18 protein-coding genes and 1 tRNA gene are annotated in these 17,284 nt (G+C 42.0%); 8 read left to right on the top strand and 11 right to left on the bottom strand.

All coding sequences use genetic code 11. The features are described 5' to 3' along the window. Window positions 1-19 precede the first annotated feature (19 nt). The 3 genes from QE417_RS14745 to QE417_RS14755 are packed head-to-tail and all read left to right on the top strand — an operon-like array spanning window position 20 to window position 2,763. Window positions 20-469 (top strand): hypothetical protein, encoded by a 450-nt coding sequence (locus QE417_RS14745; protein WP_311951232.1) that lies wholly within the window; start codon window positions 20-22, stop codon window positions 467-469. Between the two features lie 16 nt (window positions 470-485). Continuing rightward, window positions 486-1,142 (top strand): hypothetical protein, encoded by a 657-nt coding sequence (locus QE417_RS14750; protein WP_311951233.1) that lies wholly within the window; start codon window positions 486-488, stop codon window positions 1,140-1,142. Beyond that, window positions 1,117-2,763: a response regulator gene (locus tag QE417_RS14755; protein WP_311951234.1), complete on the top strand. Its 1,647-nt coding sequence runs from the start codon at window positions 1,117-1,119 to the stop codon at window positions 2,761-2,763. Before QE417_RS14750 ends, QE417_RS14755 begins: the two co-directional genes overlap by 26 nt. Window positions 2,764-2,869: 106 nt before the next feature. On the opposite strand, the gene QE417_RS14760 is transcribed toward QE417_RS14755, so the two are convergent. Further along, complete coding sequence (locus QE417_RS14760; RefSeq protein WP_311951235.1) at window positions 2,870-3,853, bottom strand: pyruvate dehydrogenase complex E1 component subunit beta; 984 nt, start codon at window positions 3,851-3,853, stop codon at window positions 2,870-2,872. Window positions 3,854-4,151: 298 nt separating this feature from the next. Next, entirely contained in the window at window positions 4,152-5,792 is a 1,641-nt protein-coding gene (locus tag QE417_RS14765; RefSeq protein WP_311951236.1) for a S8 family serine peptidase, read from the bottom strand. 386 nt (window positions 5,793-6,178) lie between these two features. Here QE417_RS14765 and QE417_RS14770 point away from each other — a divergent pair, with 386 nt between their 5' ends. Then, window positions 6,179-7,582 carry a tetratricopeptide repeat protein gene (locus QE417_RS14770; RefSeq protein ID WP_311951237.1) on the top strand — a complete coding sequence of 468 codons (1,404 nt, stop codon included), beginning with the start codon at window positions 6,179-6,181 and terminating at the stop codon, window positions 7,580-7,582. 73 nt (window positions 7,583-7,655) lie between these two features. Here the strand turns inward: QE417_RS14770 and QE417_RS14775 are convergent, their stop codons facing one another. After that, window positions 7,656-8,279 carry a superoxide dismutase family protein gene (locus QE417_RS14775; RefSeq protein ID WP_311951238.1) on the bottom strand — a complete coding sequence of 208 codons (624 nt, stop codon included), beginning with the start codon at window positions 8,277-8,279 and terminating at the stop codon, window positions 7,656-7,658. Between the two features lie 720 nt (window positions 8,280-8,999). On the opposite strand from QE417_RS14775, the gene pnuC reads away from it, so the two are divergent. Further along, window positions 9,000-9,629, top strand: a complete 630-nt coding sequence (gene pnuC / locus QE417_RS14780; protein ID WP_311951239.1) for a nicotinamide riboside transporter PnuC — start codon at window positions 9,000-9,002, stop codon at window positions 9,627-9,629. Here pnuC and QE417_RS14785 read toward each other — a convergent pair. Further along, window positions 9,626-10,402: an SDR family NAD(P)-dependent oxidoreductase gene (locus QE417_RS14785; RefSeq protein WP_311951240.1), complete on the bottom strand. Its 777-nt coding sequence runs from the start codon at window positions 10,400-10,402 to the stop codon at window positions 9,626-9,628. The two genes, pnuC and QE417_RS14785, sit on opposite strands and share 4 nt — an antisense overlap. 121 nt (window positions 10,403-10,523) lie before the next feature. On the opposite strand from QE417_RS14785, the gene QE417_RS14790 reads away from it, so the two are divergent. After that, window positions 10,524-10,919, top strand: a complete 396-nt coding sequence (locus QE417_RS14790) for a diacylglycerol kinase family protein (protein WP_311951241.1) — start codon at window positions 10,524-10,526, stop codon at window positions 10,917-10,919. A 1-nt stretch (window position 10,920) separates the two neighbouring features. After that, window positions 10,921-11,646, top strand: coding sequence for a DNA repair protein RecO (gene recO, locus QE417_RS14795; RefSeq protein ID WP_311951242.1), 726 nt, complete (start codon window positions 10,921-10,923; stop codon window positions 11,644-11,646). Here the strand turns inward: recO and QE417_RS14800 are convergent. Together QE417_RS14800 and QE417_RS14805 are read right to left on the bottom strand one after the other, a co-directional pair. Further along, complete coding sequence (locus tag QE417_RS14800) at window positions 11,643-12,737, bottom strand: AI-2E family transporter (protein WP_311951243.1); 1,095 nt, start codon at window positions 12,735-12,737, stop codon at window positions 11,643-11,645. The genes recO and QE417_RS14800 overlap by 4 nt on opposite strands. Before the next feature lie 76 nt (window positions 12,738-12,813). After that, window positions 12,814-13,080, bottom strand: a complete 267-nt coding sequence (locus QE417_RS14805) for a hypothetical protein (RefSeq protein WP_311951244.1) — start codon at window positions 13,078-13,080, stop codon at window positions 12,814-12,816. A 203-nt stretch (window positions 13,081-13,283) separates the two neighbouring features. Between QE417_RS14805 and QE417_RS14810 the strand changes: the two genes are divergently transcribed. Then, window positions 13,284-13,358: transfer RNA gene (locus QE417_RS14810), tRNA-Val, on the top strand. Window positions 13,359-13,641: 283 nt separating this feature from the next. Here QE417_RS14810 and QE417_RS14815 read toward each other — a convergent pair. Genes QE417_RS14815 through QE417_RS14835 form a run of 5 tightly spaced genes read right to left on the bottom strand, consistent with a single transcriptional unit; the run spans window position 13,642 to window position 17,281 of the window. Then, window positions 13,642-14,325 carry a sulfite exporter TauE/SafE family protein gene (locus QE417_RS14815; protein ID WP_311951245.1) on the bottom strand — a complete coding sequence of 228 codons (684 nt, stop codon included), beginning with the start codon at window positions 14,323-14,325 and terminating at the stop codon, window positions 13,642-13,644. Next, complete coding sequence (locus tag QE417_RS14820) at window positions 14,322-14,753, bottom strand: FixH family protein (protein WP_311951246.1); 432 nt, start codon at window positions 14,751-14,753, stop codon at window positions 14,322-14,324. Before QE417_RS14820 ends, QE417_RS14815 begins: the two co-directional genes overlap by 4 nt. A gap of 7 nt (window positions 14,754-14,760) precedes the next feature. Next, window positions 14,761-16,137 carry a cytochrome c oxidase accessory protein CcoG gene (gene ccoG, locus QE417_RS14825; RefSeq protein ID WP_311951247.1) on the bottom strand — a complete coding sequence of 459 codons (1,377 nt, stop codon included), beginning with the start codon at window positions 16,135-16,137 and terminating at the stop codon, window positions 14,761-14,763. Between the two features lie 47 nt (window positions 16,138-16,184). Then, window positions 16,185-17,093, bottom strand: coding sequence for a cbb3-type cytochrome c oxidase N-terminal domain-containing protein (locus QE417_RS14830; RefSeq protein WP_311951248.1), 909 nt, complete (start codon window positions 17,091-17,093; stop codon window positions 16,185-16,187). Continuing rightward, window positions 17,090-17,281, bottom strand: a complete 192-nt coding sequence (locus tag QE417_RS14835) for a hypothetical protein (protein WP_311951249.1) — start codon at window positions 17,279-17,281, stop codon at window positions 17,090-17,092. The genes QE417_RS14830 and QE417_RS14835 overlap by 4 nt, the downstream gene beginning before the upstream one ends. Window positions 17,282-17,284: the final 3 nt, after the last annotated feature.

The raw sequence follows: 17,284 nt of genomic DNA on the forward strand, positions 1-17,284 counted from the left end.
CTATCAATCTATTATTATCATGAAAATTGAAAAAAAACCATTTGATTTAACCGCACCTACTACTAATTGTATTTCTCTTGATGATGCTGTTAAACGCACAGAAAACTGGCGCAAATTTATAAGTAATCCTTCTGCAGCCGCTGTAATGCATGCGATACCAAAAGCGGTTTACATCTCAAAATCAGACATTGTAGCGATGTATAAATCACTGGAAGAAAACAGTGAATTTACAGGTGCACGTGCTTACTTTACTCTTAAATACGATCCCAAGGTAGAAACAGAGAAGAATATAGTAACATTTTGTATGGTGATGGTTAGAGAATGTTCATATTCGCGATGCGGAGAAGATGTTTTACCTTTGCTTAGAAATGAAGTTGGTACCGGAGACGATGACGATACCGGCATTTATGATTATACCAGGCCATGTCCCGACTTTTGTGACCCTAAAAGCGTACTTTTTGGCGACTAAACTTTGATTGTTTTTTATGAAAGAATTTGTGCTTTTTTTTATGGATTATATTGTGCCTGGAAGCACACTTTTACCTTTAGGAGCCGGATTACTTTACTATAAACAACTCAATAAGCCACTTCGCACATTGCTTTTGTACCTGGCCATGGCATTTACATTAAATGTTATAGGCACTGTATTAGCTAATTATGGCGTTAATAACTTGCCGGGTTTACACCTGTATACTATTTGCGAAGTGGTTTTGCTGATGCTATATTTTAAAGCCGCTTTTGATAATGCAAAGGCTGATAAAATTATAAACATTATATTATGGGCGTTCCCACTGCTTTGTATTATTAACTTTTCATTTTTTCAAAGTTTATACGAGTTTAATACTTATACAAGGCCACTGGGGGCGCTTATTGTTATAGTAGCCAGCATATTGTACCTCGCCGTACAAAGTGATTTTAAAAAACCTGAACTGATCACGGTTTCAGGCAGGATAGTTGCTTCAGGTTTTCTTATTTATTTTTGTAGTTCGCTTTTTCAATTTATTTTTTCAAATGTATTAAGTCATCACGTTGCAAAAGAAGTAAGGAAAATAATATGGGAAATACATGCGTGCCTGGTGATTATTATGTACTTATTCTTTTTGGCTGCCATATTAAATGAGCGACGTAAAAGACAATATTGATGTACTGGTTATAACAGCAATGCTGTGCTCGTTCACCATTGTTGTTTGTTTTCTGATCGTGTTATATCGCAAGCAGTCGGATGCCTTGCGCCAAAAAAAAGCCAATCAGGCCAAAAGTGTTTTTTTAGCCACTATGAGCCACGAAATACGCACCCCAATGAACGGCGTATTGGGCATGGCTGCCCTTCTCAAAGAAACAGAACTTACTACCGAACAACGGGAGTTTACCCAATCCATCATTCAAAGTGGCGAGGCATTGTTGAGCGTGATCAATGATATTCTCGACTTTTCCAAAATTGAATCGGGAAAGATGGAAATGGACTTTCATGAATTCAATTTGCGTAACTGCGTAGAGGAAGTGCTTGATTTATTTGCCACCAAATTGGCGAAGGGGCCGGTTGAATTATTCTATAATATTGACAGCAATATTCCCAAACAGGTTATTGGCGATAGTAATCGCTTGCGCCAGGTGCTCATAAACTTAATTGGCAATGCAGCCAAGTTTACCCAGCAAGGCGAAATTGCACTAAATATTGGTCTTTTACATCAAAACAACGGCAGTGTTGAGATAGGGTTTGCTGTAACCGACACCGGCATTGGTATATCGCCCGAGAAACTACCTCAATTATTTGGCGAGTTCTCCCAGGCCGAATCATCAACGGCGCGTAAATATGGTGGTTCGGGGTTGGGCTTACTCATTAGTAAGCGATTGGTAAACTTGATGGGGGGCGATATTGGCGTGACCAGTAAACCCGGCGTAGGGTCAACGTTTCAATTTTCAATACAGTGCAAAAATGGCCGGCAAACCGATGATGCTCTTGATATGAGCGTTATTGCCGGTAAATCGGTATTGCTTATTAACCATAATATTCAATTGCTTAAATCAATTGAATTACGGTTAAAAGAATGGAAGTTTAAAACTATAGCTGCGTTAGGGGCTACCGAAGCGGAGCAATTACTGGCGAATAGAGATAAACTCGATTTGTGCATTGTAGATTGTAACCTTCCGCAGGCCGACCAGATTAAACTTTCGGCATTGATCGGTGCTCGCTTTGGTCAGGTTCCAATTATATTGTTGGTTAAAGCAGGAAATGATGTTTATAAAAGCAACCAACTACCATTTACGGGTACGCTAACACGGCCAATCAAACAAAGTCACCTTGTGCGCGAGTTATTAGCCGCTTTTAAACAGGAACAATTACATGGAGCTCTTAAACCCGACGCGGTATTAAGGGAGGAGTTTGCCTTACTTTACCCACTTAATATTTTGGTAGCCGAAGATAACCAGATAAACCAGATGGTTATTTTAAAGGTATTGAAACGACTTGGCTATAAGCCTCAGCTGGCCAATAATGGCAAGGAAGCCGTTAGTATGATGGGCGAACCCAATTTTGATTTAATTTTAATGGATATACAAATGCCCGAAATGGATGGGTTAGAAGCTACTCGCTATATTCGAAAACATCATGCACATCAGCCCCATATTATAGCCATGACCGCCAATGCTATGGTTGAAGACCGTGAGGAATGTTATAATGCCGGGATGAATAACTACCTCACCAAGCCCATAAAAATCGATTCGTTGATTACTGCTTTGGAGCAGGTGAAGACGCTGCAGTAAATTAATTCTTTCTTGAATTGAGAGCAAAAATCCTTCAGCATAAAAGTATTTAAAACAAAAACGCCTGCTCGATTGAGCAGGCGTTTTTAATATGTTTAAGTAAATATTACTTGTTAACGTACATTACTTCTTTAACAGCTTTAATTACGCGCTCTGCATTTGGCAGGTATTCCTGAATTAAAGTTGGTGCATAAGGAAGAGGCACATCGCCACCCATAATGCGCAGGATAGGAGCATCAAGGTAATCAAATGCATCTTTTTGCACTTTAAATGCAATTTCGGTAGCAATTGAACCTAATGGCCAGCTCTCTTCAACCAATACTAAACGGTTGGTTTTCTTAACCGATTCGATAATAGCCGGATAATCAATAGGGCGTACCGTACGTAAGTCGATAACCTCTGCGCTGATGCCTTCCTTTTCAAGCTCGGCAGCGGCAGCGTTAACCACTTTCATGATCTTGCCAAAACCTACTAAAGTAACATCGGTACCTTGTTTGGTTACATCGGCTTTACCTATTTCAATGTAATATTCTTCTTCAGGTACTTCGCCTTTATCGCCATACATTAACTCCGATTCCATGAATATAACCGGATCAGGGTCAATTATAGCTGATTTTAATAAGCCTTTAGCGTCATAAGGGTTTGATGGAACAACCACTTTTAAGCCCGGGCAGTTAGCATACCAGTTTTCAAAACACTGACTGTGCTGCGAGCTCAACATACCTGCGTTACCGGTAGGACCGCGAAATACAGCAGGAACAGAGAACTGACCACCGCTCATACTCATCATTTTGGCAGCGCCATTGATGATCTGGTCAATAGCAACCAGTGAGAAGTTGAACGTCATGAACTCAACTATAGGGCGTAAGCCATTCATGGCCGAACCAATGGCTATACCGGCAAAACCCAGCTCAGAGATAGGAGTGTCGATAACACGTTTAGCACCAAACTCATCTAACATGCCCTGGCTAACTTTGTAAGCACCGTTATATTCGGCAACTTCTTCACCCATCAGGTATATGTTTTCGTCCTTACGCATTTCTTCGTTCATCGCTTCACGAAGTGCTTCTCTGAATTGTATTTCTCTCATTATATTATTAAGAATGAAAATTTTCCGTCGCAAATATAGCTAATGGCACGTTAAAAACAACCTGCCGTTACAAAAGATAAATTGGTGTCACAATTTTTACAAAATTGTTATTTTGATTATGCCTTTAATGCCGCCTGATATTAAATTGTTAAAGCAGTAAATACAAACGCGCTATTGCATGCTTGCAATGGCGCGTTTGTAAAGGCCCTTTCTAAAATCTACTCAAGGAGGGGAAGTTTTAAAAACAAAAAAAAGTTTTTTTAAGCTTTCCCTCCTTGCACGATTTTGGGAGAGACTGTTATTTTTTACGTTCTCCTTTAGTTTTAGCTGCAATTTGTAAAGCCTCGTAAGCGTTTACTATACCGCCTGTTTTACTTAAAGTAGCAAAATCAACACGCTCATCGGTGCCCGGTTTTTTAACCATAACTCCGGTTAACGGTTTTGCCGATTGCATAATGATCTGCTTTAACTGGCGAGCACTAAGGTTAGGATAATACTCTAACAACAGGGCTGCAACACCGGCCGTAATGGGCGATGCAAAGCTGGTACCATCGGCCGTATTAAATTCAGCATCCTTATCAACCGAAGTTACTTTTACACCGGGGGCAAACACATCGACGTTATTTTTGCCATAGTTGCTAAAATCGCCCGGCAGGGTTTCGTCTTTTTTGTTTGATGATGCACCTACACATATCAGGTTGGCAGCATCAGTTCCTGAACCGTCTTCAAAAGTATCATTTGGATATGTTGGCTTGGCATCAACATCCTGGTGATCGTTACCTGCCGCTTGTACTAAAAGCACATCTTTTTCGGCTGCGTATTTAAAAGCATCGTCAACCCATTTTTTGTGCGGCGACAGCTTTTTGCCAAAACTCATATTAATAATTTTAGCACCGTTATCAACTGCATAGCGTATGGCTTTGGCAATATCTTTATCGTACTCATCACCGTTTGGAACGGCTTTGATAGCCATAATGCGCACATTGTCAGCCACGCCGTCAATACCATATTTATTTCCCCGCACTGCTCCTATCAGGCCTGCTACTCCGGTACCGTGCGATGCATCATCAAACTTAATTAAATTGCTGCCATAGGGTTTGCTATCCCAAACATTGGGGTCGTCTTGTACAATGCGGGCACGAGCTTCCAAATCGGGGTTTATGTCGTTATTAAACTTGGTGAGAGCTTCGCCCAGGTCTTTCAGTACATCTGCATTGCTCGAGTTGGGTTCTTCGGCAAATATGTAACTCCAAACACCTTTGCTTTGTACAAGGGTATCATTAGTGCCTTTTATTTTATCTAAATCGGCCATTTTAAAAGTGCCGTTCGCGGGCAATTTTAATTCGCGTTTAATGTAGCCACTGGTACCCATCAATACGTTCATCATTTGGCCATATTGTAGGCTTTGACGTGATGATTGTGCAATGGTTGAATCGTAAGTAACTTTAACAGTTTGCCAGTAGGCAAATTCCTTTTTATCGGGAGCGGTGGCTTCGGTTAACTGCAGGTATTTGCCTTTCAAACGGTTAAATTCACGCACCTCTTCGGTAGTTTCGGTAAAGTCGCATTTGCCGCCGGGGCCGCCTAAAAAGTTCCAGCCATGTACATCGTCAATATATCCGTTGCCGTCGTCGTCTTTGCCGTTACCTGCTTTTTCTTGGGTATTTACCCAAAGTATGGGTTTAAGGTCGGCCTGGGCGGTGTCAATGCCACTGTCAATAGTGGCAACTACTACGGTTTTGCTTTTTTTGCCTTTCAGTACCTGGTAGGCCTTGTTTAAGCTAATGCCAAATTGACCATCGGCGGCTAAATCCATTACGTGCCAGTTTTTGGGTGGAGCAGGGGCCGCAACCGGCATAGTTTGCGCGTAAGTGTTTACGCTGAGGAGCATGCTGCCACAAAAGGCAAATGCTAATATCGGGTTTTTACAAATGTTCATTCAGTAAGTAATAAAAAGCTGCCAAGTTAAAATTTGGATGTTTAGTTAACGATTATTTTGTGTAATAATTGCCATACTTACAAGCAGGCAACCGGCACAACAACAATTTTGGCACAAAAAACGTTTATATTAGTACGATAATATTTCAATTCATACCAGTAGTCCATAGTCCGCAAGGCGGTTACCGAACACTTTTTAATAGCATGAATTTAAGCCCTGATAATCAGTTTAATGATGATTGAATTAGCAGGCAAAGATTTCCACATAAGCTGTTTGTTGAAAACTTAATTACTAACCAACCGCTTATAATTGTACCTTAAACTCAGTTATGTTGCCCAACACCGATTTGTGGTGCTCACTGCATAACAAGATGTAAACCCGAGCAGATGGAAGATGAATATGAATTTGGCTTTAGCGAAGACCCTAAGTTTTCGGTAGAGCGCTATGAAGAGATGATTCGTAATCATGACCAGTACTTTTTTGATGCCCAGGCATTTGAAAACATCATTGATTACTACATCGAGAGAAACGACCCGGCAAAGGCACTCCAGGTGGTGGAGTATGCCAAAAGCCAGCACCCGTTTGCCGCCGTATTTTTAATAAAACAAGCCCAGTTACTGGTAGTAACCAACAAGGTAGCCGAAGCATTTACCGCTTTGGATAAAGCCGCCCTGCTTGAAGCATCGGATGCGGATATATATATCATCAGGGGTAACCTTTACGAAAGCATGGACCGCTATACCGAAGCACTCGAAAATTACGAGAAGGCATTGGGCATGGCCGAAGAAACCGACGATATATTGCTGCATATGGCCTACGTTCATCAAAACATGGGCGATTATGAAATGGCTATTCATTACCTAAAAGAGTGCCTCAAGCAAAATATGGAGAACCAGGATGCCTTGTACGAGCTGGCATTTTGTTATGATGTAATTGATAACCAGCAGGAAAGTATCCAGTTTTACCAGCAATATATTGATAATGAGCCTTACAGCTATGCAGCCTGGTATAACCTGGGTAATGCATACACCAAGTTAGGCTTGTTTGAAAAAGCCATTGATGCCTATGATTATGCTATACTCATTAAAGATAGCTTTGCATCGGCTTACTTTAATAAGGGTAATGCACTGGTAAACCTCGAAAAATATGCTGAGGCGATTGAGGTATACCGCCAAACTTTTGAGTACGAACAGCCCAATGCCGATACCTATTGTGCTATTGGTGAGTGCTACGAAAAGCTGGAGCAAATGGACGAAGCCCGTGCCTTTTACAAAAAGGCCGTGCGTATGGACAGTAAGCTGGCCGATGCCTGGTTTGGAATTGGCGTAACACTTGATTTTGAAGAGCGGTATTTTGAAGCCCTGCACTTTTATCGAAAAGCGCTCGATCTGGATATTATTAACGCCGATTATTGGTTTGCCATTGCCGATGCCGAATACAAACTTGGTCACCTGCCCGAAGCTGAATTGGCTTATGAAAAGGTAGTGGAGCTAAATCCGCTGGATGTTGATGCCTGGTTGGATTACTCAAGCATTATGTATGAGCAGGAGCGCCTGATCGACGCCATTGAAGTAATTGCCAATGCCATCAAAAACAACCCCGAGGCTGCCGAATTGTATTACCGCATGGTAGCATACCTGTTTGCCAAAGGAGATTATAACGAGGCGCTGGCTAACCTTGAACTGGCCTTAACAACTGATCCGGAAAAGCATTATATTTTGTTTGATTACCTGCCGCAGTTGCAAAAGAACAAGGTTATACTGGATATTATTAACCGTTACACACGCTAATACCAATCAGTTCATTATATTTTTAAGTAAGCCCCGCAATTTTTCAGTTGCGGGGCTTACTTATATACAATGCTTACATTTTATTAATTACTCCGCAACCTATACGGCTGCCCGAGTTACCGGTAGGCTGGGTTTTGTAATCGTCAACACCTGAGTGTACGATGAGTGAGCGGTTAAGAATATTGGTTTTTTCAGGACCGCCAATAGTCCAGCGGTCGGTTTTTACAGTAAAGGTGGCTTTGCCATCTTTATCGAGTTTGATATTGCCAATATCACCTGAGTGATATGGCGCTGCTCCCCATTTACCATGATCTTCTTTGGTTGGGTTCCAGTGACCATGCGCACCTTTACCCATGTCGCCGCAATCGCCATGTTCATGAAAATGAACAGCCACAGTTGAGTTTGCTTTTTTAGGAATGGTAAGGGTAAGTTGAAGCTCTACTTCGGCATCTTTACGGGTAAAATGAGCTGTACCGCTTACGGTTGTATCAGGCTTTGTTGCAGTAATATCTGCATGGGCAGAATCGTACATGGCCGTGTCCATAGCGGCATGGTCCATGTGCTTGGTTTCTTCAACAGTTTTTACTGACGAATCGGCACTGGTTGAATCTGAATTGCTTTTGTTGCCACCGCTTTTACAGGATGTAAAGGCCAAGCTTATACACAATACGCTTAAAAGTAATGTTTGATTTTTCATGTTTAATAAAAGGTTATGTGGAAAGTAAGATAATAACCTTAGCCTGTGTTTTGTTTCAATCCATTGATAGTTAAAAATTTATGCATAAAAAAAGAGAGCTACTTTCGAAGCTCCCTTTCCCCTAATTAATTTAAACTATTGATTAAACCCAAAACAAAGAACAAAATCATCTCAACTTGGGTGCCTGAGAATTCTCTTTCATAAATGTTGTAACATAGGTAGATGTTACTGTATTTTGTTTTTCACTTAGATGCAGAGTCGTTAAAGTATTTACAAAAGTGGAGCCACAAATTCAACCGCGTTAAAATCTTTTGAAATTATTTTTAAAATAACTACATTGAAATGCATAATTCGGCAAAGGCATCTTATATAAGCCCCGGGCTGAATATTAGGTATTTATAGCAAATTTTGATTTTTAATCATTCTAAATAATTAAGAGAATTACATTTTGAAGTACCTTATTGCCTATAAAATTAAAATATTTCAAAAAACACATTTTTTTATAAGGTTGCTTTAAATTCATAATCGACAGTTAAAAAGAATTTAAAGTTGAATATTAAGTGTGATACGATCTGTCGTAATTTTAATACAATTCCTTTAAAACATACACTCTGCTATAAATTGTGTACCATAAAAAATACAAACCCATAATCGGCTATTTACATTTTGCATTGCTACCATATCATCAATCCACTAAGGCTACCTTTATTATATTTGAACATGCACCTGCTCGAAGTATTTATTAACTGGCTATATAACCAAAGTGGGCTTGAGCTAACAGGTGTAGTAACAGGATTACTATGTGTATACCTTGCCGCTGTTAATAATATATGGAATTGGCCGTTTGCCATAGTAAGCACCGGCATATACATTTACATATTTGCCCAAACTGCCTTATATGCCGATATGATTCAGAATGCTTATCTGTTTGTTATCAATATTTATGGGTGGTATTATTGGAGCAGGCGGCCGGTCAATGCCGCTAAAGTACCTGTAGTGCGCATTACCCGCAAGCAAGTTGTGATGCTGGTACTGCTTGCCGCGTTTGTAAGCCCTGTTTTAGGATTTACGCTGGTGAGCTTAACAAAAGTATTAAACTACAATCCACCTGCTTTTCCTTATCTCGATAGTTTTTGCACTGTAGTAAGCCTTACAGCACAAATTTACATGGCCCGCAAAGTGGTTGAAAACTGGCTCATATGGGTGTTTGTCGATATTATATACGTAACCATTTATTTAAGCAAAGGGCTCCAACCAACTGCTTTCATGTTTGCCATATATGCTGTACTGGCCGCAAAGGGCTATTTTGACTGGCGTAAATATTATCAGAATCAGCAACTATCTGCCTAATAAATACTGCGGCTTGCACCGCCGTCAACTGGTATGGTAGTGCCCGATATGTAAGAGCCTTGCTCTGAAACCAGGAAAGCCACCAAGGCAGCCAGTTCGCGTGGCTCGCCAATGCGGCGCAGAGGAATATTTGCGGCACGTTCTTTCATGGCTTGCTCGGGGTCGGTATCAGCGGGTAGCGTGTATTTAATGCGATCGGTTAGTATAAGGCCGGGAGCTACGTTATTTACGGTGATATTATAAGGGCCAAGCTCGTCAGCCATCATTTTGGCCATGCCTACTACGCCCATACGCATAGCTGTTGACAATACCGAACCTGCGAGTACTGATTTTACCGACCCGCTAATGATATTTATGATACGTCCACCACCAGCCTTCTTCATATGCGGCAACACCAGGCGGCTCAGTCGCGAAAAGCTCAACAAGTTCAATTCGAATGCTTTTTGCCATTGCTCATCATCAAACTCCTCAAAGGCAGCAAAGGGTGGTCCGCCGGCGTTATTAATGAGTATATCAATATGGCCAAACTCGGCGGCTAACTGGTTAACTAATTGCCGGGTATCATCAGCATTTGAAACATCAGTAGCAATGGCAACTACCTGTCCACCGGTTTGGTTACGTATTTCATTGGCGGTGGCATTTAACTCTTCAGCATTGCGCGAAGCTATCACCACGATAGCGCCTTCGGCTGATAGGGTTGTGGCAATGGCTTTGCCCAAGCCTTTGCTCGAGGCCAATACCAAGGCAACTTTATTATCAAGTTGTAAATTCATAAGTAGTGTAATGTGCTGCGCAATTTAAACTTGTTGCAGGCATCATCCAAACGGCTTTAATAATTTAGATGGCAGGCCTTAGGTGTGTTTATGTAATTAAGGCTTATTTTAGCATTTCCGTATGCAACAGCCACCGCTTAATAAACCACATGCCACCGGCGCAAAAAAAGTATTCCGCAGCTTTGGCTATGCGTTTAAGGGGATAGGGAGCGCGGTAGCTTCTCAACTCAATATAAAAGTGCATTTGTGGGTTACGCTGGTAACAATAGTGTTAGGGGTAACTTTAGGTCTATCACTTAACGAGTGGCTGTGGATTGGGCTTTGCATTGCGCTGGTACTATCGGGCGAGATGATGAATACAGCTATTGAGTTGCTAACCGATCTTGTATCGCCAGAGTACAATGTTAAAGCCGGACAGGTAAAAGATATAGCCGCCGGGGCTGTACTCATACTGGCCATATTTGCTGTGGTAACCGGCTTTGTGATTTTTGTTCCTAAGATTTTATCCCTGTTTTAACATGCTGCACAAAACCCGTGGCATAGTGCTAAAAACAACCGATTACGGCGAGGCAAGCGTGATTGTACAATTGCTCACCGAAAAATTCGGCATGCAATCGTACATCATTAATGGAGTTAAAAAACCAAAAGCCAAAATATCGCGCAATATGCTGCAGCCCTTGCACTTGCTCGATTTGATAGTTTACCATAAAGGCACCGGCAGTATACAGCGCATCAGGGAATTGAAAAATGCCCCCCTGCTTCATCGCATACCGTATGATGTAGTAAAAAGCAGTATTGCCCTGTTTTTAAACGAAGTATTATATAAGGCTATTAAACAGCAAACACCTGATGAGCAAATGTTTGGCTATATATTTGGCAGCGTTGAACTGCTGGACAATTTGAACGAGGGAATAGCCAATTTTCATCTGCTGTTTTTGCTGGGCCTCACCCGCTTCCTGGGTTTCTATCCGCATAATAACGACTCGGACGGTGCACATTATTTCGACTTACATAATGGCGTATTTTCCCGGTTAAAACCCGAGAGTAACTTTTACATGTCGCCCCCACACACGGGACATTTCAGCCAGTTACTTAATCGTAGCTTTGAAGATTTGCCCAACATCAAACTAAGTAATGATGAGCGCCGCTACCTGCTCACCCGTTTGCTCGAATATTATGCCTTGCATGTAGATGGTTTTGGAAACATCCGCTCGCATGATATTTTGGAGGAAGTACTTAGTTAAGATTCATCATCATCTTTACTACCAAACAGCTTTTTAAAAATACTCTTATCTTCTTTAACGCTTTGATTGCCTATGAGATAGCCATAGGGTTTTAGAGGCTCAATATGGTCGCACAGTACTTTAAACATGCCGAGCAGCGGGATAGCCAATACCATACCGCCAATGCCCCATATAGCTTCGCCTACCACAATTATAAAAATGGTAAACAGCGGATTAAGGTTTACCTGGTTGCCCACCACTAAAGGCTCCAAAAGGTACGATTGCGTAAACTGAACTATTCCGTAGGTAATGAGTACCCCCATAACCATATCAATACTGCCACCCTGGGCAAACACAATGAGTACGGTAATGGATGTTCCGGTTATATTACCTGCAAAGGGAATAATTTCGAGTATGCCACATAAAATGGCAAAAAAGATAGCATTTTGAACACCCACAATGCTAAACCCTATGCCATACATAACCCACAGCATTACTATCATCATGCCCAGTCCCGATAAATACTGTTGAATCACTCGGCTGGATTTGTGCATGATTTTTTGCGCGGTTACCTGGTTAGATACATCTACCAGCCTCAACACAAAGTTTTTAAAATGACTACGGAAGTACAAAAACAGGAATACATACACCAGTACCAATACCGAGCTAACCAGTATGCTTAATGTTGATAACACTGTCCCCATGGCCATGCCGGCCACTTTTTCCATTCCACCGGACTGTTGCTCCTTTAAAATTTGCTGCTGCTGGCGTGTGGTAATACCAAACTGCGAGCGTACGTAATCTTTCACCTGATCAAACAACTTCATCAGCTGTTCCTGTAGTTTGGAAAAATCTTTAATCAAGTCGCCTATTTGCCAGCGCAGTAAAAGCACTAAGCCCACAAACAACAAGGCAAACAGCAGTAAACTTACTAATGACGATACACCACGGTGCAAACCCTTACTTTCCAGCCAGCGGCTCACAGGCATCAACAACATAGCCAGTACTCCACCAAAGGTTAACGGAATTAGTACCGACCTTGAGAAGTATAAGATAATAACCGAAAGAATGAAGAGTAATAATATACGTAAGGTGTTGGATAATTGTATCATAGGCAAATAGGTACGAAAAAAGCAAGGCTTTTTAACCCTGCTTTTTCACAAAACTTACAGAATGAAAAAAAGATTTTTAGAAACCGGAGCCTTTATCTGAGTCTGTATTCGGGTCAAGCACTTGCTTTTTTATAAACTCTACGCTTGATGCCGGCAACTCATCGCCCGATGTTTGAATGGCTGTGCCATCGGGTTGTAGCTCAATTACGGCATTGATATTATTATCCAGGCGCACATGCAGTGTATCACCTTCGCGTACCACATGGCAGGTTAACTCTCTTTCGGAGTAATTGATGGTAAACTCATATTTACCATCAGTTGTGTTTTTGAAGCTATCTATCATGATCGTGTGTGTGTTTTAATTTATAACACTACAACAATGCAGTATGTTTTATGTGTGCGAAAGAGCTTCGTAAAATTTAATTCCAAGAAAATCAGCCACTTTTAAATTTTTTGAAAAATAATTTTGAATAAATAGATGAAGTTCCTATGTTTGCAGTCCCAAAACAAAGGGACGAATCTTAAAAGAAAGTCACTTTAAAACAAGGGAGCTTAGCTCAGCTGGTTCAGAGCATCTGCCTTACAAGCAGAGGGTCACTGGTTCGAACCCAGTAGCTCCCACTACATAAACCCTTCAGATTAACTTCTGAGGGGTTTTTTGTTTTATATAATTTCAGAGCATATGCTCTGAACCTGGATCAAGCCAATCGACACACTTAAATATGATATAAGCCACTGTTTGTCAATGCGTAAAGTTGAATTTCTGTTTGTCGAATCTTAACAAACAGAAACCATGTTGTATCATTTCACATTCTATTCTTCATCTAAAATCAAAACATTGCCCTTTATTAACCTCCATTTGGTAATCATCGTAAATGTTTTTTGCAGATGAATGATCAGGAGTTTATTTGCATACACTTGCAGTTTCGATCTTTGGAGGACTGAGGTAGGGTATATCGAGATTTGCCCCCCTGAATAAGAACCACACACCCAAAACCAGCATCACATACGGGATAAATTTGTTTAAGCACCTCCGTAAAGGCATGCCTATTAATCCACTGCCAATAGTGGCCAGCAGCATGAGCGGTACGGTGCCCATGCCAAACCAAAACATATACTGTACCGCGCTGCTTATGCCGCCGGTATTAACAGCGCCGGCCAGCGCAATGTATACAAAGCCGCAGGGCAAAAAGCCATTGAACATCCCAATAAACAGGTGGCCCCATTGGTGTTTTAATGCATAGGTAAGTAAACGTTTAAACCAACCAAAGCCACCTGTTGCCGGGCTGTTTTTAATAGAAAGCTTAAGCAGCCGCGCCGATGCCGCCATGATAATAATGATGCCGGTAAAAATGCTTACCCACTGCTGTAAACCGTTTAGCCAAAGTTGTTTGCCTATAACGCCGGTTAATAAACCCAGCAGGCAGTAACTTAGCGTGCGTCCTGAATTATAAATAAGCTTATCCCAAAATAACAGCCACTCACGGCCAGGCATAATGGGTATGGCAAATGCCAGCGGACCACACATGCCAATGCAATGTATGCTACCAAACAGGCCAATAAAAAAAGCTATTTTATCGGGGTTCATTTGAGGGTTACTTCCTGCTCGTACAGGTATTGTTTTTGGTTGCTTTGCCATTCCATACGCAAGCGGTAAGGGCCTTTGGCTAATTCACTCAGGCCAATAAATACGGTATCGGCAGCCTTTTGGCTTTGTATACTGAATAGTTTATCCATACGCTTATCGGCCGCACGTATAAAACGTATTTTGCCTTGTATCGGTGCCGGAAACTTTAGCCTCATACTTTGTGCATCGAAGCTTATTTGCGGTGCTGCTTTATCAGTAATCACCTGTTTTTCGCGGTTGTAATCGGCATCGTAGTTGATGCCTTTTTCGTAGTACTGCCTGTCGTAATCGTCTTTAGTTTGCGAAAACATGTATATGGCCATGCTTATAATAAAGGCCATAAAAAGCCCCATGCCTAATACCAGATAATTGCCCCAGTGGAGTTTCATAATGTTTTTAATTTATTGGTCCGATAAAAGTGGTGCTGGCGGTACCCAGCACCTTGCTGCCCTGTACCACCTTTAGTTTAACCTCGGTTTTGGTGCTGTGAATACGTCTGGCCGGAATGAGGATAAAGAAAGTGGCTTTTACCGATTGCTCTTTACCCAGCTTGCCCAGCGGCTGTATGTATTTTATTTTAATTGCCGGGTCATTGGTTTCCAGTTTAACCGTTTGGGTTGATGTGGTTTTATTAACCACATCGGCATTGTAAATATTGCTGATGTAACCGCCCGGTTGTTCCTGGTACAATAATCCGGCTGAACGCATCACGGTAATATCAACATCGCTGCGCTGAAAGATGAAGTAGGTAAGTGCCCCCAATAATACCATCATTACACTGCTGTAAGCCGCCATACGCCCGGTAAATGTTGGCTTAACCTTTTGCTCGATCATTTCTTCGGAATAAAACCCGATGAGGTTAAGCGGCTTATTTATTTTCTCCATCACCTGGTTACAGGCATCAATGCAGGCGGTGCAGTTAATACATTCCAGTTGGGTGCCTTTGCGTATGTCAATGCCGGTGGGGCATACGGCTACACATAGTCCGCAATCTACGCAATCACCTTTGGGCGCATCGCTCTGGCGGTTTAGCTTGCCCCTGGGCTCGCCACGTATGTAGTTGTAAGCAACTGCCAGCGTATGTTTATCGGTTAATACACCCTGCAACCTGCCATACGGACAAATAACGGTACACACAATTTCGCGCACCTGGCTGTAAACAAAGTAAAATATGGCGGTAAACATCCATATACTGATGAAACCGCTTAAATGCTGATTAACAGGTTGGGTAACTATACTGAGCAGATTTTCGCTCCCTATAATGTAAGCCAGAAAGGTATTGGCAATAATGAACGATAGTATAATGAAGATAAAATGCTTCGCACCTTTCTTAACCATCTTTTCATTCGTCCAAGGGCTTTGGTCAAGCTGGCGGCGTTGTTTGGGATTACCCTCTATCCATATTTCTATCTTCCGGAAAACCATCTCCATAAAAATGGTTTGAGGGCATATCCATCCGCAAAAAATACGGCCGAAGGCAATGGTAAACAACACGATGCAAACCACCGAGGCCAGCATGGCCAGCACAAACATAAAAATATCCTGCGCCCAAAATACCTGCCCCAGCAGTACAAACCTGCGCTCAATAAAGTTGAGCAACAGCACCGGCTGACCGCCAATGCGCAGGTATGGCACTACAAAAAACAGGATAAGGTATATATAGCTTAACCAACTGCGGTACTGATACAACTTACCCTTGCGAACAAGCGGATACATCCACTTGCGTTTACCATCAACCACGGTATCCAGCTCATTCGTTTCAGATAACATCATAACACAAAAATTAATAGTTGTTTAGCAGGGGAAAGGGAACTATCCTTTTAATGTGCCACCACCATAGCCGTTTGAACTGCGGGCTTAGCGTCTTCTTCAGTTTCTTTAGTACCCTGCGGCTCTTTGGCATTAGCCGGGTTGGTACCATGTACCGATTTGATGTAGTTGGCCACATCGGCAATTTGCTTGGGTGTTAACTGCTTTTCCCAGCTGGGCATGCCCTTGGCCGGTACGCCGTACTTAATGGTTTTAAATACATCGCCAATTTTGCCGCCGTGCAGCCAGTAATCGTCGGTTAAATTAGGTCCTACCATACCCTGGGCATGTTCGCCATGGCAGGGTGCGCAGGTTTGCTTAAACACGGCTACGCCTGATGATAGCATAGCCGGGTCTTTGGATAGTTTGATGCTTTTCTCATCAACCTGGTTAGCTGCATTAGCTAAAAAAACTTCTTTTTCTTTGGCTGCGATCTTCATTTCGGTAACATACTCCTGATCTTGCAGCTGGCCTACGCCCAAAACATGGTAGGTGAGTATGTAGCCTACGGCAAAAACAATGCTGGCGTAAAACAGGTACATAAACCACGCAGGAGTGGGGTTGTCAAGCTCCTGTATACCATCGTAATCGTGCTCAATTAAAATCGATTTTTCTTCAGACATCGGCTTTAACGACAATAGCTTGAGCGCAACCTCACCTTTTGGCTTTTTAGCCTTGGCTTGCAGGCGTTCGGCCTCCATGGCGGCATATTGCTCGGGTGTTAACAGCACCTTGGTTAAGGCTTTAAACGTTTTGTTTAATACCAGCATAGCTGCTATAAAAAGTATCAGCATAGCCATTATTACGCCGTAGCCTAAGTAATCGCGTACATCGGGTGGTATGAGGGTATCATCGGCTGCAAGGGCGGGCCGGGCAACTGATAGTATGAGTATAATGATTAAACTTTTTACGTATTTCATGAGTGAAAAGAGGTATCGGTGTTAACAAAACTGTCGTTTAAGGGCATGCCGCTCATGTAGTCGTTATGTTCTTTGCGGCTGCGTAAAAGCATTATAAACACCACTATAAAAAAGGCCAGGAAGATGCCTAATGATACCAGCAGATAAACCTGGTTATCTGCTATGTTTTGGGTAAACTGCTTAAACATGGT

Source organism: Mucilaginibacter terrae (genome assembly GCF_031951985.1).
GTDB classification, from domain to species: domain Bacteria; phylum Bacteroidota; class Bacteroidia; order Sphingobacteriales; family Sphingobacteriaceae; genus Mucilaginibacter; species Mucilaginibacter terrae_A.

Excerpts from the sequence above, each read along its gene's own strand:
- QE417_RS14745 (WP_311951232.1), top strand. The coding sequence starts at position 20 with ATGAAAATTGAAAAAAAACCATTTGATTTAACCGCACCTACTACTAAT.
- QE417_RS14750 (WP_311951233.1), top strand. The coding sequence starts at position 486 with ATGAAAGAATTTGTGCTTTTTTTTATGGATTATATTGTGCCTGGAAGC.
- QE417_RS14755 (WP_311951234.1), top strand. The coding sequence starts at position 1,117 with ATGAGCGACGTAAAAGACAATATTGATGTACTGGTTATAACAGCAATG.
- QE417_RS14760 (WP_311951235.1), bottom strand. The coding sequence starts at position 3,853 with ATGAGAGAAATACAATTCAGAGAAGCACTTCGTGAAGCGATGAACGAA.
- QE417_RS14765 (WP_311951236.1), bottom strand. The coding sequence starts at position 5,792 with ATGAACATTTGTAAAAACCCGATATTAGCATTTGCCTTTTGTGGCAGC.
- QE417_RS14770 (WP_311951237.1), top strand. The coding sequence starts at position 6,179 with ATGGAAGATGAATATGAATTTGGCTTTAGCGAAGACCCTAAGTTTTCG.
- QE417_RS14775 (WP_311951238.1), bottom strand. The coding sequence starts at position 8,279 with ATGAAAAATCAAACATTACTTTTAAGCGTATTGTGTATAAGCTTGGCC.
- pnuC (WP_311951239.1), top strand. The coding sequence starts at position 9,000 with ATGCACCTGCTCGAAGTATTTATTAACTGGCTATATAACCAAAGTGGG.
- QE417_RS14785 (WP_311951240.1), bottom strand. The coding sequence starts at position 10,402 with ATGAATTTACAACTTGATAATAAAGTTGCCTTGGTATTGGCCTCGAGC.
- QE417_RS14790 (WP_311951241.1), top strand. The coding sequence starts at position 10,524 with ATGCAACAGCCACCGCTTAATAAACCACATGCCACCGGCGCAAAAAAA.
- recO (WP_311951242.1), top strand. The coding sequence starts at position 10,921 with ATGCTGCACAAAACCCGTGGCATAGTGCTAAAAACAACCGATTACGGC.
- QE417_RS14800 (WP_311951243.1), bottom strand. The coding sequence starts at position 12,737 with ATGATACAATTATCCAACACCTTACGTATATTATTACTCTTCATTCTT.
- QE417_RS14805 (WP_311951244.1), bottom strand. The coding sequence starts at position 13,080 with ATGATAGATAGCTTCAAAAACACAACTGATGGTAAATATGAGTTTACC.
- QE417_RS14815 (WP_311951245.1), bottom strand. The coding sequence starts at position 14,325 with ATGAACCCCGATAAAATAGCTTTTTTTATTGGCCTGTTTGGTAGCATA.
- QE417_RS14820 (WP_311951246.1), bottom strand. The coding sequence starts at position 14,753 with ATGAAACTCCACTGGGGCAATTATCTGGTATTAGGCATGGGGCTTTTT.
- ccoG (WP_311951247.1), bottom strand. The coding sequence starts at position 16,137 with ATGATGTTATCTGAAACGAATGAGCTGGATACCGTGGTTGATGGTAAA.
- QE417_RS14830 (WP_311951248.1), bottom strand. The coding sequence starts at position 17,093 with ATGAAATACGTAAAAAGTTTAATCATTATACTCATACTATCAGTTGCC.
- QE417_RS14835 (WP_311951249.1), bottom strand. The coding sequence starts at position 17,281 with ATGTTTAAGCAGTTTACCCAAAACATAGCAGATAACCAGGTTTATCTG.